Source organism: Microcoleus sp. OTE_8_concoct_300 (assembly GCF_031383065.1).
Classification (GTDB): Bacteria; Cyanobacteriota; Cyanobacteriia; order Cyanobacteriales; family Microcoleaceae; genus Microcoleus.
Window position 1 is genome coordinate 1 of the sequence record NZ_JANMZH010000075.1, and the last position, 14,099, is coordinate 14,099.

A 14,099-nucleotide genomic window follows, 5' to 3' on the forward strand; every position below is an offset into this window, starting at 1 on the left:
ATCAGGAAGTGGAAAATTACCAATTGGTAAGGGCCGCCGTTGTACAACCACTCATCGAGAGAAGCTGCTTCCCAGATTGGGTAGAAGTGCAAGCCGATCGCGTTTGACGAAGGAACAACTGCACCTGTGATGATGTTGTTGCCGAACATCAAGGAACCAGCTACTGGTTCACGGATGCCGTCAATGTCCACTGGAGGGGCTGCGATGAAGGCGATGATGTAGCAGATGGTGGCAGTTAGCAAGGTAGGAATCATCAAGACCCCGAACCAACCTACATAAATGCGGTTGTCGGTGGATGTGACCCAGTTGCAAAACTGTTCCCACAGATTGGCGCTTTCGCGCTGTTGTAAAGTGGTTGTCATGTGTTTATGATTGCTGTATTTGGTTGTCAATGTTCGGATGATGTTTCTATTATTAACGGTCTCCTTAATGTTTGTAAAGGGGTTTAACGACAGTAAAACTGATTGAAGTCATCAGGAAAGCTGATGAAATGATTGACAGGGGCGAAACAAGCCTCCTAGCGGGCGTTAATTGATGCTTTGAGGATGAATTCCTATCTTGCACCCGTCGCCACAGTTCTGTTCCGAGACCGCTGCCGAAGCCGGTCCCACGGCGGGTTTATTTCTTGTGGCACCCACAGGCGAAGCCGTTGCTGATCGGCTGTGCTTGATGCGACATTAACTCAGTGCCACGCAATCCCCCGCAGTTGCGGTCAGCGGACGGTGTTGCGGGTATATATAGTCTTTGGTAGGAGCCATCCCCCCGTGGTAGCCCGATTCGATGGGCATGCGGCACCAGTCCGAGCTTGGAGCAATTGCCAACAGAATATAGATGCGGGGCCCTCCATGCCAGTCTCCATAGCACTGAGTGTGTTTTAAACTGAAGTTGGAGCCAGTCATATATTTAAAAATGCTTTACCTCTTGGGCGCTTAAGCCCAGTTCAATAGGGGTAGCATTCGATCGACAATTTAGCTAGCTAGTGCGATCGCCACCAAGCGCGCACTGAGCGTTAGTTGGTAGTTATCAAACCATTAGAGCAAATCCTGTCGAAACTTTATTGAAGAGACGATAAAATTGAGTTGAGAACTCTAAAAATAAACAAATCTCAATACTTAATAAAGTAACTAAAAGAGACTCACAGCCATGTCACAGGCTTATTTAGCAAGCTAAGCAGCATTTAAATTGCCTCTAAAGAAATAATCAAAGCATGAGTGGGGTGGGCAAGCGAACCCGCCCTAAATATGCAATTTAAATGCACAACAGCTTATGAGATAAGCTATTTTTAAGCTAGGAGCCAAATATTAACCTTATTTTTAATTGTACTCCCGATTTAACAATCAATTATCCTTTATTTAAAAGCTAAGGTAATAAATACTCTGGCTCTTCAATGGATTTAAACAGTGCCTTAGCAATATATTATTACATTGAACCTTATAACAATAGTCCGGACAGTTTTTAGTTCGTACTCTGAAACCATCGATTTTCCGTTGGTAGCGAACTTGCCTTGTAGCCTTGAAACCCTTATTCTACGGTTGGCAATCAAAAACTGTCCGAAGTATTGTTATAATACAATTCAATTAAGTTATAGTACGAGACTCTATTCGGCGAGTAATTATCAATTGTAATTGGGCATTTGGCTTTAATTTATTTGAAGTATTTTTTCTACATTTGGGTTCCACAACTTTAGCCATTAGTCATTAGTCAGCAATTAGTAATTATTAGTCAGATGACCGAAGGAAAAGGGAAGAAGATCTAGTTTTGCAGTCTTGCCTGTTTATTTGCTAAGCTAGAGGTGGCAATCTGTCATCAATAAACCTTAGATCTATGCACAGGTTATTAACTGGGAAACTGCGAGTAGAGTATTTAACAATACCGATCGCCAATCTTCCAGCAAATCTATCCGGTACTAAAATTGTACAGCTTACTGACTTTCACTATGACGGGGTGCGACTGTCGGAATGGTTGCTAGAAGAGGCGATTGCTGCAGCCAATGAAGCCGAACCAGACCTGATTTTTTTAACTGGCGACTTTATTACCTTCGACCCCGCACCTATTTACAGCTTAGTGCAGCGATTGAAAAACTTGCAAAGTCGGGCGGGAATTTACGCGGTTTTGGGTAATCACGACCACTTTTTACCTGGGGCAAAGAGAGAGGTTGCTAATGCTTTAAATAGCGTCGGGATTCGGGTTTTGTACAACGAAGCAATCTATCCTTTGGGGTCCCAATTGGCTTTAGTGGGGTTGGCAGATTTTTGGTCGGGCGATTTTGCGCCTAAACCTGTAATGGCATCAATAAATCCCGCGATTCCTCGGATTGTATTGTCTCACAATCCTGATACTGCTGAAAAGCTGCAAAATTGGCGGATTGATTTGCAGTTGTCTGGGCACACTCACGGCGGTCAAATCGTTATTCCCGGTATCGGGCCTTTGTACGCTTGGGTCAGAAAAATTGGCTATTTGATTCCTCAACCAATCCGAAAGTTCATTCCTTTTGTGTCGGGTGGCCCTCGAGTAGTTACTCACTGGGAATGGGCTAGCGGTTTGCATTCGGTTGGAAGTAATTTGCTGTACGTGAATCGCGGTTTGGGAACTTATGCGCCCGGGAGGCTATTTTGTCCGCCGGAGGTGACAGTAATTACTTTGGTTTGTCAACATCCGTAAGGGCTGGCTTAGGGCGTCAACTTTCCTGACCAAAGATAATATTTGTACAAAACTAGCGCTGGTTTTGCCGAAAGTAGATAAAGTTATATATGCCGAAAGTTAGGTGTGGATGGAGTCCTACAAGATTTTTTGGGCAATTTTTATTATTATTAGCTGGCGTCTCCAAAGCGATAGCCTCTGCCGTAGACAGTGTGAATTAGCACAGATTCGCCCGGGGCTTCTATTTTGCGCCGCAGCAGGCGAATTTGAGCTGCTAATACATTGCTGCTGGGTTTTTCTGCTTCACTCCACAAATATTGGTGGATTTGTTCGTGTGTTAGCAATTGACCGGGATGGCGCATTAAGTATTCTAATAACTGACATTCTTTTTCTGATAAGTCAATTGTGCGATCGCTCCGATAAGCTAATTGATTGTCGTAGTCTAGCTGTAAATCTGCCACTTGTAACCGCCCGACAGCAACCTCGGTATCAAAAGTAGGAGGCCGCCGCAGCAATGCGCGGACTCTGGCTAGCAGTTCTCGCAGTTCAAAAGGTTTGACTAAATAGTCGTCTGCACCGGCGTCGAGTCCTTGTACGCGATCGTCTACGGTATCTTTGGCGGTGAGAAATAGCACTGGCGTATTCCGTCCTTGCGATCGCAACTTCTGGCAAATTGCCAGTCCGGTTTGTCTCGGCAGCATCCAATCCAAAATCAGCAAATCGTAATTGCCCTGCATTGCTAAATTACTGCCACTTGCTCCGTCAAATGCCACATCAACTGTATAACCTTCGCGGGTTAAAACTCGACTCAAAGGGTCAGTCAACTCAACTTCATCATCAACTAAAAGAATCCGCATCCTGATTTCAAATTTAAGATTTGAGATTTTAAGTTAAGTAAACTGATTTTTACTACATTTTAAAATGTGCAATACTTTCCGATTCGCTGCAAGCTGCTGCTACCCATTCCTGGATTGCAGGTAGTGCCAAAATGGCATCAGCATAAGCTTTTGCTTCTGAATCTAATTTGACTTCGTAGGTGACAAAACGCATGACAACGGGGGCAAACATAGCGTCAACAACTGTAAATTTTCCGAACAGCATATTGCCGCCTGTTCCGAATTTTTGGCGGCATTCGCGCCAAATGGCAAAGATGCGATCGATCTCTGCTTCTACACCGGGAGTTATCCCTTCTCCCGGATAGCAGTTGCGGCAGTCCATCGGCATATTTTCGCGCAAATTTTGGAACCCGGCGTGCATTTCGGCACAGATGGAACGGGCGATCGCCCGTTCCGCTACATCGGCCGGCCACAAATCATTAGCAAAGCGTTCTGCAACGTATTCGCAAATTGCTAAAGATTCCCACACTTTCAGGTCGCCGTCGATTAAAACTGGCACTTTTCCCGAGGGAGAATAGCGCCGAATTTCCTCATGGGTTGTCGGCCAGTCTAAGGGGATTCTCACCTCGGCAAATTCTAGTCCAGCTTGTTTCATCGCCAGCCAAGCACGCAGCGACCAAGAGGAATAATTTTTGTTGCCGATTACCAGAGTCAATTTGGTCATATTTTAGCTGTCAGCTATTTGCGATCGCCCGTTAAATTTTAAGTTTTAGAGTTGAATACACAATGGCGTGACACACAATGGCGATCGCGCGATCGCCCTGTTCTGTGCACCAACCTCTGCAAGCATTTTACATTAACACCCTCCCAGCGTTCCGCCTTTTTCTGCAAACTTCGATCGGGGGGCTTGATGGAACACCCTTGATTTCACATAGGATAAGAAGCCTCTGTCCCTGGGGATTCGGGCACGGTTAGCAGTAGGTACGGCTACTGTATAGTTTATTTCCTCGAGCTCTACACCACCGCCTGAGAGGATTTCATCTAGTGTAATTTTTTTTAGGGAATGCGGATCTACACTGTGAAAATTTCCGTAAAATTCTTGAGTGTCCAACTCTTGATTTTTTTGCATACCGACCGCCCTTTAAAAAAGTGACTAAATATAATATATACCCAAACAAAGGAGCGAGCAATACCCGAAATTTATTTTCCGCTATGAACTCTATGTGTTATTCTGAGTTTGGTAAAAGCTGTTTCTGCTTGTGCCGATCTCGCCCCCTTCCCAAATTGAGCAATTTACACTCTAAAATTTGACATGATTACTGTTGCACTTCCCAAAGGCGGACTGTTAGGAGATAGCATTCGGCTGTTTAAATCGGTTGGATTAGACTTCAGTGCTTTTCTCGATTCCTCTAACCGACAACTTCAAATTTATGACCCTACCGGAACTGCTAAAGCTTTGCTAGTAAGGACGCACGACGTGCCAGTATATGTGGAATACGGTCAAGCTGATTTGGGGATTGCTGGCTATGATGTTTTGCGGGAAAAAAAGCCGAAAGTTGCCAATTTAATTGATTTAAAATTTGGCAAGTGTCGGCTGTCTGTGGCCGTGAAGGAATCTAGTTCTTATCGACGAACGGTGGATTTGCCTCCTCACGGTAGAGTTGCTTCTAAGTTCGTACACTGTGCCAGGGAATATTTTCACAATTTGAATTTGCCGGTGGAAATTGTGCCGCTTTACGGTTCTGTGGAGTTGGGGCCGATTACGGGTATGTCCGAGGCAATTGTGGATTTGGTTTCGACTGGCAAAACTTTGCGGGAAAATGGTTTGGTGGAAATTGATGTTTTGTTTGAAAGTTCGGCTTATTTAATCGGTCATCCTTTGAGTTACCGTTTGAATGCGGGGGGAGTTAATGAGTTGATCGGGAAGTTGAGAGAGCAAGTTTTGACGACTGTTTGATGGTCTAACCTTAGAGTTTTTTCATGATACCAGTTTAAAAAAGTCTTGCTACAGTCCTCAATCTTATACCAATTATTAAAAGTGCCCCTACAGATGCTCGCGTACTTTTCAGAATTGGTATAGGTTCGTAGCCAGGACTTTAGCCGTTATTTGTGCTAAGAAAGAGGACTGAATTCCTCACTACGAATGGGATTACTTTACCTTAGCTTTTATTTGTGCTCTCTTGAGAGGACTGAATTCCTCACTACGAACCGATGTGATGGATCAAACTGAATTATATCATGTCCGATCGCTCAATCATAATATCCCGGTCGGGGCGGGTTTTTGAGATGGTCAATCGATTTTAGATTTGAGATTTTAGATTAAAGAATTGAAGCATTGACCCCACGGATAAATTCGGGGGGCAAGTTTCTCGGATACAGGTTTTTTATTTCTGGACGGATGAATCCGGGGGCTTGTATCCTGGATGCTTTCGGTCAATTATTGGCAGGTGTTGTTGGTGAGGGGATCCCCTACAAAAATCGCGGTTTCTCGACCGGACATGATATTACTCACTACGAACTGGTTCTATTTAGCTCATTTCTGGGCGGCTACTTGCAGGTATCAAACCTAGTTTTTCCTGGCAGCGATTTATATAAAAACTGACGACTGTATCAGCAGGGTTTTGTTCGATTAGTTGCTGAAAATATCCCAAGGCGGCGACATATCTTTCGGATTGCCATCCTTGAATTCCTTTGTCAAATAAAACCTGGGTAAGCAGCTTTACCTCGGAGTCGGGACTGGAGGCGCTCCAGATTTCGTAGATTTCAATAGCTTGCTGCTTGCCGCGCGGGGTTACTCGATCGATCCAGCGATAGTAATAATTGTTGCTTGGCAAATCGCTGTCTGCCGCCGTCGCCCCAGAAGTAGAAATAATAGTCTCCTGTGTTCCCACTTCCAAGTCGCACTTTAATAATAGACTTTCTTTTGATTTTGAGTTGGGACTTATCCCATTTAGAAATTCTCTCGCATGAACGATCGCATTTTCGCTAACAATAATTTGGCAACCGTATATTTTAGTTAAATTTTCTAACCTAGAAGCTGTATTGACTACATCGCCGATCACTGTAGAGTCCATGCGGCGATCGGAACCCAAAGTGCCGATCATGCCGATACCTGTGTTAATTCCCGTACCGATATTGAGTGGATTTTCTAAATTGTATTTTTGGCGGCTGGCATTAAATTTCTGCAAACTTTCTTGCATTGCTACTGCAGCTTCTATGGCATCCATAGCGTGAGATTTCGGCTTGTCAAATACTGACATGATTGCATCGCCTAGGTATTTGTCAATAAACCCGCCGTGGGACGTTATGCAATCGTTCATTTTAGTAAAAAAAGCGTTCAACCATTCAAAAGTCTCGCGAGCTTCTTGAGATTCTGCGATCGCAGTAAACCCGCGAATGTCGCAAAATAAAATAGTCAGCTCTTCTTCTGTGACATTGCCCAACTGAATAGATTCTATTCCTTGCGGCGCAATTCGTCCGAGAAGTTGCTCCGGCACAAATAGCTGAAATTTTTCGGAAAGATATTCGTTTGCCTCCCAAGCTGCGGCAATTTGGCGCTTGCTTTGCTCTTTCACTTGCTGATTGAATTGGGAAGATACAGCTTGCGACCGCATTTTATTCAATCGCAAAATATTCTCAACTTTCGCCAGCAGCAAGCGACTGTTAAAAGGCTTTGTCAAATAATCATCTGCCATCATTTCTAACCCTCTGAGGCGAGAGGTATCGTCATCGAGGGCAGTCAAAAAAATCACGGGTACAGTTTGCAATGCCGCATCCTTCCGCAGGATCTCGCACACATCAAAACCGTTCATCTCCGGCATCATAATATCCAGTAAAATTAAATCTGGTCGAGAGGCGCGGGCGAGGGAGAGCGCTTCCGCGCCAGATTCTGCCGATACTGTGGCGTATCCTTCCAGGCGCAATAACTCTTCCAGTAAAGTCAGATTAGCTGGCTCGTCATCAACCAACATGATGCAGGGCGACTTGTTTGACATGGAATATGATAGGTAAAGTTTGGTCACCGATCGGCAAGGACAAAGGATTTAGGTATTTAGCTAGGATTGACGCACGATCGCCTAGAAATCGGATTTTTTCCGAAAATACTGCATCCAGAGTTTTAATCGGGGTAAAAAACCCGGTTTCCTTAGTCTAATAGCGTCCAGAACTGATTGTGCTGTATTCTTTAGCCTTTCCCCTCGTTTCTGAAAAGAGATGTCCCCGATCGGCGTAATAGTTGAGCTAGCTTAATCCAAGTTGATTTTACATTCAATCTAAAATTTCTCTACTATTGAGTTTAGCGTTTCGCGTCATAAAATTTAATAAATTACACCTCTGTGGCAGTGAACCCAGGATTAGTGGCAGTTGGAAAAGTAGGAGGCCCAGCAGTGGCAAATACAATAGTGCGATCGAAGACACCCTCACGTGGGGCTGTTTTCTTTTTCCTTAATAGTCCTGGACGCACGGGCGGTCAGAAACCGGGTTTTTTTACGAAAATCCTCTGCTGTAGTCCGCAGATTAGGTAAAAAACTCGGTTTCTTTGTCGGGAGTGCGTAAGTTCTGCCTAAAAAACCGATTCCTACGATCGGTTATCGGCCCTGAGGTTTCAAATCAGTGCGATCGGGCAAAGCAAACACAACTTTCAATCGGATATCGGGGACTCGCTGGCGACACAACTGAAGATGTCCGTCGGCATCCGATCGATTGCGGTATCGCCCGACAATCGCCCACTGCAAATTGGGCAGCAAACGGGCAACCGCCCAAGGCTTGAGGCACTCTTTGTAAGTCATAATGGGATTTATCTCCTTTGCATAAGGGAGCCAGAGCCAGCGCGGACACTTGGTAGGTAGAGGCGCTGGCTTTTGATTTATTACTCATGTTATGACGCTAGCGTGTATATGTCAAGAGGTAAACATTAATATGTATATGCGAGAGTTATAGTTCTGACACTGAAATACTCATAAGCTAATGAGTATGTACAGAGTAAAAATCAAAGTAAAAGAGCTTAGCGAGGAGCGGAACTGGAGCCTGAGCGAACTAAGCAGGCGTTCAGGCGTCCCATACAATACCGTTCGCCGTTATGCTATGCAGCCAATGGCAAAAATAGAAATAGACCCAGTTAGTCGCATTAAGGAAACTTTTGGTTGTTCTTGGGATGAGTTGTTGGAATTGCTTGGGGATGATTCTTTTGAGGAGTGAGTGCGATCGCTGCTTCATTTTTACAGTATCAATCCCATCACCTCAATCTGTTCCAGGCTTCATTTTGGGAGGACATCCGTCTCCCTCAGGACCACCTAATGGATGATCGATATCTCGAACTGGATAGTCGTAGGTTGAATAATCAATGTAGCAATCGGCTGCATTTGTTAGCTTGAGAACAATCCGATTGAACAATGTATAGAGAGCATTTGTGGTCATGACTAAACCAGGATACTGATCGGACAAGTAACGGCTGCCATGAGCTGGTTTATTGCGCTCTCTCAGCGCCGCATTCTCAACCTCTCCAATCTTAAGAGATATTAAATTGAAGAATTCCTCGTACTTCAGGTTGGAACTTTTTTCATTTAGGCTGCCCAACTTGTTTCTCAATATATTTATTGCTGCACTTTCTTTTGTCGCTTCGTCCAAGTTAGCTGGGTAGTCCTGCAAAAGCAATGATGCAAGTCGATACAACCCTGCCTCCATAAGGATTGAGAAGGCGAAAAACCTTACTTGTGCACCACTACCGTTAGCTGTAACAGCATCAAAAGTGTCTAAAAGAGGTTGTTTGATTTCTGTTTTCCACACATTCTTAGGAAGAAGCGTGGTTTCCAGCTTATTATTATTATACGAATCTCTCAGTGATTCTATTGCTGCCCCAAGATGTGCTGCTCGTACATCTAGAGGCGATACTTGACCCAACCACAGTAGAAAAAGTGGATACTCCATATTTAAATCTTTCATCTTAGCAGCAACAGCATTAACGATCGAGGATACCTTATTATCGTCTACATAACCCTGTTGTAGAGTATGGTCAAGAGGCGTAGGAGGCATACTACCTTGCTTGTAAGTATTCTCTTGTCCTAATAAAGAGACTTTCTTTACTGTGTAACTCACACGATCTCCTCCTTCTGCAAGGGATGTGGAACCAGCACTAACTACCTGTCTGCCGATTGTGAAGGATAAAGACGCTAAGATAATCTGTTTGGTATTCTCTGAAGGCAAGCAGTTATTTATATCTGAAAACTCTATGAATCCAGGTAGAGTTTTCGGGTCGGAAACCTTCTCTGTAACTTTTCCTACAACTAGCGACCAGTTCTTTCCCTCTACTGTACAATTACAGCAAAAGTGATCTGAACTCATATCTTCTTTTCTACTACTATTGCGCTCAATTTTATCTCGATTACTTCGCTGTATAGTAAAGGTATCGTACTGTTCTCGCGTGGTAACCCTACTAAAAGTATATGGTTCCAACGAAAAGTTAACAATCCATTCTACATGGGTAGTAATTGGGGCTTCACAATTGATGATAACTTCAGCCTCGTTAACTTCTGCGTTAATAAATACTTTTTGCTCTAAAGGATTAGAATCAGATGAAGGTATAGACACTCCCTTTAGTCGGACTGACTCGCCAAATTCAGTAGTTCCAAGTGTGTCTTCTAAGTATGGTAAAACTTCACCTAGACGTAGCTTTTTTATACGATGATAATCTTCCGAAAAACCCAAATATCCATTTCCCTTTCCTAGTGCCAGTAGCTTTAGATCTGACCCTCTTGAAAGTTCTACTTTTTCTATACATGAGGGAAAACTTCCATGTTGAGTAACTTTAAAATTGAGAGAATCAGGAATACAGTCCCATTCCAACCAGTCTAGATTTGCCATATTCTCCTACCGATTAAACGATCTGTTAGTCAATTTTTTTGCCCACCCTCGCCAAATCAATCTTGGATACGATCGCCCTCCGAGAAATTACAGAGTGCGATCGCTTAATTAAACAAAAACAACCCCGGATCGACGTGAAAAAACCTCCCCAAAGCCTCAGCTTGTTTCTTGCTGATTTCTAGCCGATCGTTAATTACCTCAACTACCCCCTCACTCGAACCCATAATTTCTACTAAATCCTCTGCTTCTAGACTCCGAGCATCCATCAAATGCAGCAACCTTGACTTGGGCGTTGATGTATTAAGTTGATAGTGCCGATCTTCAAAATCCTCAATCAGTTTTACCAGCAATTCTAATAGCGCATCTTCTTCTGGAGTCAGATTTTGACGAGAGAGTAAGTCTTCAACAATCTCCAAAAATATCTCGTTTTCCTCTTCAGTTTTGATAATTCGAGGCTGATATTGAGAGAGCAAACTACTGTAAATTTTTAGGTCAAAAGTAATAGTCATTTTTCCACGTTTCCTTGTCATACTCGGCGTGAGTGAAAACGTATTTTATGATAAATAATTTGCTTTTCATAGTTAATACTCGCGATTAAGGGATATTTATTTCCTTTGATATTAAAAAGTGTAAAATTTCCAACTGCTTCAGCTTTGAGATAAACAGCTTGAACTTCAACAAGATTAGTCCAGGCTGCTTTAGTGGCAATTTTATACCAGTCATCGATCGCTTCGCAGGAATCAGCGTGACTTTGGCAGTAGTCTCTTAATCTTTTCCGACTGATAACGTGCATTTAGCTATCATTTTGATATTTTCTAGATGTCTGAATCTCTGTGATCATCTATTATATAGCGCGTCTAAATCATTTCAAGCAAATTTTTCTTGGCACTTTGATGGACAAGCTTTTCTCATCCCGCGCCAGCTAACAGTTACTTTGAAAAGGTTTGTATAAATGCTGTTTAAGTGAGAAAAGAACGGACTGTAGCGATCGTCAAATTCAAATCCAGCGGCTTGCTCAAATAAGCAGAAGCGCCCGCTTCCAAACATCGATCGCTGTCACCGGGCATTGCCATCGCCGTCACCGCAATCATCGGTACCGAATCCCAGACAGGATCTGCTTTAACTCGGCGCATCAACTCAAAACCGTCAACATCCGCCAACTGAATGTCCATCAAAATCAAATCCGGCACCAACTCCGGGGCAGCAGAGGCGGCGAGAATACGATCGGCCATAGCCGAACCATCCGCGAGTATCTCTACCCCGTACCCCTCCAGTTCCATCACCTCAGAAATTAACATTTGGTTAAAAGGCTGGTCTTCGACAACCAAAACCCGCTTGCTGCCAATTGGTAAAGCAATGGTACAAGCAGGGATTAACTTGGAATCCAAAGCACAAGAAGCAAAGTTTCCCAACTGTTGACGCATCTCCGTCAAAGGCAGCCAAACGCGGAAAAGACTTCCCCGATCGCAAACCGATTGAAAAGAAATAGTCCCCCCGTGCAATTCTGCCAGACGTTTAGTCAAAGCCAAACCCAAGCCTGTACCTTCGTGTCGCCTCGTCAGGGAAGAATCCACCTGTTGAAAAGGTCGAAATAGCAAGTGCCAGCGGTCTTGAGGAATGCCGATGCCGGAGTCTTTCACCTCAAAACAAAAATAAGGAGTGCTGGCATTTACAGGAGAACAATCCGGCCGGTAGTCGCCCTTTATTTCACTACCGTAGACGAGACGCCCGCTGAGTTTAACTTGTCCCTGTTCTGGGGTAAATTTGATGGCATTGGAAAGTAAATTAATCACAATTTGTCGCACTCGCCGTTCGTCGAGCAAAACTTTAGTAACGCGGTAGTCTAGTTCTAAAGACAAAGCGATCTGCTTTTTGTCTGCCCGTGGCTGCATCATTTTTACACAGTCTGTCGCGAGTTCGTGAACGCGAACCGGCTGTAAATTGAGTTCTACTTTCCCGGCTTCAATTTTAGAAAGGTCTAGAATATCGTTGATTAGCTGCAACAAGTGCTGACCGCTTTTTTCGATCAGTTCTACATAGTTGATTTGTCGATCGCTCAACTGTCCTGCCGTTTGCCGCAGCAGCAAGTCAGAAAAGCCAAGAATGCTGTTGAGAGGCGTCCGCAATTCGTGGGACATCGAGGCTAAAAACTCGGATTTCAACTGAGAAGAATACTCTAATTCTTCGTTAACTTGGCGCAGGTTCTCTTGTGTCTGAGCCCGCTCGATCGCCGCCCCCAGAGTCCGGCAAGCAGCCTCCAGCACTTCTTGGTGGAGGGGGGCTTGGAGTTTTTTGACGTTGCGGGACTCCAGCGTCAGCACTCCGATGATCGTGCCGTTGGTAGCTGCGATCGGAAAAATCCCCAGTTGTCCGATGCCCGGATGCCGAAATTCCGGCACGGCATTGGGATTTTGGGCATAATCCTCGATAAACAGAGGTTTACCTGTTTTCACCACTTCCCACAGCAAACCCATGCCGTAGGGAATGCCTTTCTCGAGCAATTCTTGCATTCCTGCGGCTACGGGTTCCCCGTAACTAGCCAGAAATTGAGTAGAAATTTGGTTGCAAATCGCCGCCGCTTGCCGGTCGTCTCCTTTGCCGCTAATCACCTTGACATCTCCGAAAGCTGCATTCATTGCCTCTACCAGATAGGTGAGAGCAAACTGACCTATTTCTTGCAAACTGTCAGAGTTTTGCAGGCGTTCAGTTAAACCTAAAAGAAATCTTAGTCGCCTGACTTCTGCGTTCAAGCTAGCTTGGGAGTTTTGGTATACCGTAACGTCTCGAAAGGTAAACAGCCGTCCGCCACTCTTGGTAATCGTGGCGCACACCTCCAAACAAACCGCATTGGATTGCTCGAAATAAAATGACAAACTTTCATCCTGAGATGTTTCCAGTGCTTGCTGAAACTCTTGCCACTGCTGAACAGACAAGTAACCCCGATCGACAATTTCCGCAAACACCAAGTGGCACTTCGGCTTTGTTGCCAGCCATTCTGGGGACAGTCCCCAGATTTGGGCCAATTTTTTGTTAAACAAAACTAAGCAGTCAGACGAGTCGAACAGAGCGATCGCATTGTCTACTTGATTGAGAATGAGTTCTTGGTCTGCGCTCAACTGCTGCCAGTCTATCTCCATTTTCTCTGCTGTAGCTCTTAGTATTGTTGTCATAACTTTCTAGGGATATGGCAAGAGTTATTTTATAACCCTTTACTTAAGGTGACATAACTTTACGTTTTTGGGCAGTGAGGGCGATCGAGCGGTTTTGTGATCTTAGACACTGGCTGGTTTTGGAGGGATCGGAACGGCTTTTCGACTGCATCGGCTACCCTGCTTGATTATAAGGTAATAAGGAGGGAAAGCATCATGACTGAAGATTTTTTTAATAATAATTCTGTCTAAGTTGATGGCATCTGACTTGAAACAATTGTGCCCCACCCTGTCCTAAATTTCCTCTAACAAAATCTAATTCGGCTGGTCATAAAGGAGCATATGTCAAACTGCACTTACGACTCTACTCTAAACTTTTATTAGCAATAACTTTGTTATTTGGATTAACAGGTCAAGCAAGTGTTGCCTTCAATAAAATAGGCGTAAGGTGTGCCATAAGCACCCGGAGGAAGTGATAAGTAGTCAGACAGAATTAATTACACAAATACATAGTATAATGATATTCCAGGCAAAATTATGAGTTAATTACAGTTTCATATGATGTTTATCAGAGAAATAAATCCTCTTTCGTCTAAATTGCTCGACTCGAATTCAT

Annotated in this window: 12 protein-coding genes and 1 pseudogene; 3 read left to right on the top strand and 10 right to left on the bottom strand. The window is 44.1% G+C overall.

All coding sequences use genetic code 11. The annotated features are described in order from the left end of the window. Positions 1-362 (bottom strand): annotated as a pseudogene (locus ACUVJL_RS03710) (photosystem II q(b) protein); the annotation flags it as partial. A 1,462-nt stretch (positions 363-1,824) separates the two neighbouring features. On the opposite strand from ACUVJL_RS03710, the gene ACUVJL_RS03715 reads away from it, so the two are divergent. Then, the gene (locus ACUVJL_RS03715; protein WP_445244615.1) at positions 1,825-2,661 is read left to right on the top strand and encodes a metallophosphoesterase; all 837 of its coding nucleotides are present in this window, start codon (positions 1,825-1,827) and stop codon (positions 2,659-2,661) included. A 149-nt stretch (positions 2,662-2,810) separates the two neighbouring features. Here the strand turns inward: ACUVJL_RS03715 and rppA are convergent, their stop codons facing one another. The 3 genes from rppA to ACUVJL_RS03730 all read right to left on the bottom strand — a co-directional run bounded on the left by rppA (position 2,811) and on the right by ACUVJL_RS03730 (position 4,605). After that, the gene (gene rppA / locus ACUVJL_RS03720; RefSeq protein ID WP_445244616.1) at positions 2,811-3,497 is read right to left on the bottom strand and encodes a two-component system response regulator RppA; all 687 of its coding nucleotides are present in this window, start codon (positions 3,495-3,497) and stop codon (positions 2,811-2,813) included. A 52-nt stretch (positions 3,498-3,549) separates the two neighbouring features. Next, positions 3,550-4,200: a glutathione S-transferase family protein gene (locus ACUVJL_RS03725; protein ID WP_445244617.1), complete on the bottom strand. Its 651-nt coding sequence runs from the start codon at positions 4,198-4,200 to the stop codon at positions 3,550-3,552. Positions 4,201-4,332: 132 nt separating this feature from the next. Continuing rightward, positions 4,333-4,605: a hypothetical protein gene (locus ACUVJL_RS03730; protein WP_445244618.1), complete on the bottom strand. Its 273-nt coding sequence runs from the start codon at positions 4,603-4,605 to the stop codon at positions 4,333-4,335. Between the two features lie 183 nt (positions 4,606-4,788). Here ACUVJL_RS03730 and hisG point away from each other — a divergent pair, with 183 nt between their 5' ends. Next, positions 4,789-5,433 (top strand): ATP phosphoribosyltransferase, encoded by a 645-nt coding sequence (gene hisG, locus ACUVJL_RS03735; RefSeq protein ID WP_333076539.1) that lies wholly within the window; start codon positions 4,789-4,791, stop codon positions 5,431-5,433. A 571-nt stretch (positions 5,434-6,004) separates the two neighbouring features. On the opposite strand, the gene ACUVJL_RS03740 is transcribed toward hisG, so the two are convergent. Next, positions 6,005-7,471: a response regulator gene (locus tag ACUVJL_RS03740; RefSeq protein ID WP_445244619.1), complete on the bottom strand. Its 1,467-nt coding sequence runs from the start codon at positions 7,469-7,471 to the stop codon at positions 6,005-6,007. A gap of 591 nt (positions 7,472-8,062) precedes the next feature. Then, a complete protein-coding gene (locus ACUVJL_RS03745) occupies positions 8,063-8,263 on the bottom strand; it encodes a hypothetical protein (protein ID WP_445244620.1) in 201 nt (66 codons plus the stop codon). A 184-nt stretch (positions 8,264-8,447) separates the two neighbouring features. Between ACUVJL_RS03745 and ACUVJL_RS03750 the strand changes: the two genes are divergently transcribed. Then, on the top strand, positions 8,448-8,672 hold the full coding sequence (locus ACUVJL_RS03750; RefSeq protein ID WP_333224174.1) for a helix-turn-helix transcriptional regulator: 225 nt from the start codon (positions 8,448-8,450) through the stop codon (positions 8,670-8,672). A 42-nt stretch (positions 8,673-8,714) separates the two neighbouring features. Here the strand turns inward: ACUVJL_RS03750 and ACUVJL_RS03755 are convergent, their stop codons facing one another. From ACUVJL_RS03755 to ACUVJL_RS03770, 4 genes are all read right to left on the bottom strand, one after another. Then, positions 8,715-10,334 carry a hypothetical protein gene (locus ACUVJL_RS03755; protein WP_445244621.1) on the bottom strand — a complete coding sequence of 540 codons (1,620 nt, stop codon included), beginning with the start codon at positions 10,332-10,334 and terminating at the stop codon, positions 8,715-8,717. A 104-nt stretch (positions 10,335-10,438) separates the two neighbouring features. Beyond that, positions 10,439-10,843: a helix-turn-helix domain-containing protein gene (locus ACUVJL_RS03760; protein WP_445244622.1), complete on the bottom strand. Its 405-nt coding sequence runs from the start codon at positions 10,841-10,843 to the stop codon at positions 10,439-10,441. A 17-nt stretch (positions 10,844-10,860) separates the two neighbouring features. Next, positions 10,861-11,127: a type II toxin-antitoxin system HigB family toxin gene (locus tag ACUVJL_RS03765; RefSeq protein WP_445244623.1), complete on the bottom strand. Its 267-nt coding sequence runs from the start codon at positions 11,125-11,127 to the stop codon at positions 10,861-10,863. A gap of 166 nt (positions 11,128-11,293) precedes the next feature. Beyond that, positions 11,294-13,504, bottom strand: coding sequence for an ATP-binding protein (locus tag ACUVJL_RS03770; RefSeq protein ID WP_445244624.1), 2,211 nt, complete (start codon positions 13,502-13,504; stop codon positions 11,294-11,296). Positions 13,505-14,099 lie beyond the last annotated feature (595 nt).

Excerpts from the sequence above, each read along its gene's own strand:
- ACUVJL_RS03760 (WP_445244622.1), bottom strand. The coding sequence starts at position 10,843 with ATGACTATTACTTTTGACCTAAAAATTTACAGTAGTTTGCTCTCTCAA.
- rppA (WP_445244616.1), bottom strand. The coding sequence starts at position 3,497 with ATGCGGATTCTTTTAGTTGATGATGAAGTTGAGTTGACTGACCCTTTG.
- ACUVJL_RS03750 (WP_333224174.1), top strand. The coding sequence starts at position 8,448 with ATGTACAGAGTAAAAATCAAAGTAAAAGAGCTTAGCGAGGAGCGGAAC.
- ACUVJL_RS03730 (WP_445244618.1), bottom strand. The coding sequence starts at position 4,605 with ATGCAAAAAAATCAAGAGTTGGACACTCAAGAATTTTACGGAAATTTT.
- ACUVJL_RS03765 (WP_445244623.1), bottom strand. The coding sequence starts at position 11,127 with ATGCACGTTATCAGTCGGAAAAGATTAAGAGACTACTGCCAAAGTCAC.
- ACUVJL_RS03715 (WP_445244615.1), top strand. The coding sequence starts at position 1,825 with ATGCACAGGTTATTAACTGGGAAACTGCGAGTAGAGTATTTAACAATA.
- ACUVJL_RS03740 (WP_445244619.1), bottom strand. The coding sequence starts at position 7,471 with ATGTCAAACAAGTCGCCCTGCATCATGTTGGTTGATGACGAGCCAGCT.
- ACUVJL_RS03770 (WP_445244624.1), bottom strand. The coding sequence starts at position 13,504 with ATGACAACAATACTAAGAGCTACAGCAGAGAAAATGGAGATAGACTGG.
- hisG (WP_333076539.1), top strand. The coding sequence starts at position 4,789 with ATGATTACTGTTGCACTTCCCAAAGGCGGACTGTTAGGAGATAGCATT.
- ACUVJL_RS03725 (WP_445244617.1), bottom strand. The coding sequence starts at position 4,200 with ATGACCAAATTGACTCTGGTAATCGGCAACAAAAATTATTCCTCTTGG.
- ACUVJL_RS03745 (WP_445244620.1), bottom strand. The coding sequence starts at position 8,263 with ATGACTTACAAAGAGTGCCTCAAGCCTTGGGCGGTTGCCCGTTTGCTG.
- ACUVJL_RS03755 (WP_445244621.1), bottom strand. The coding sequence starts at position 10,334 with ATGGCAAATCTAGACTGGTTGGAATGGGACTGTATTCCTGATTCTCTC.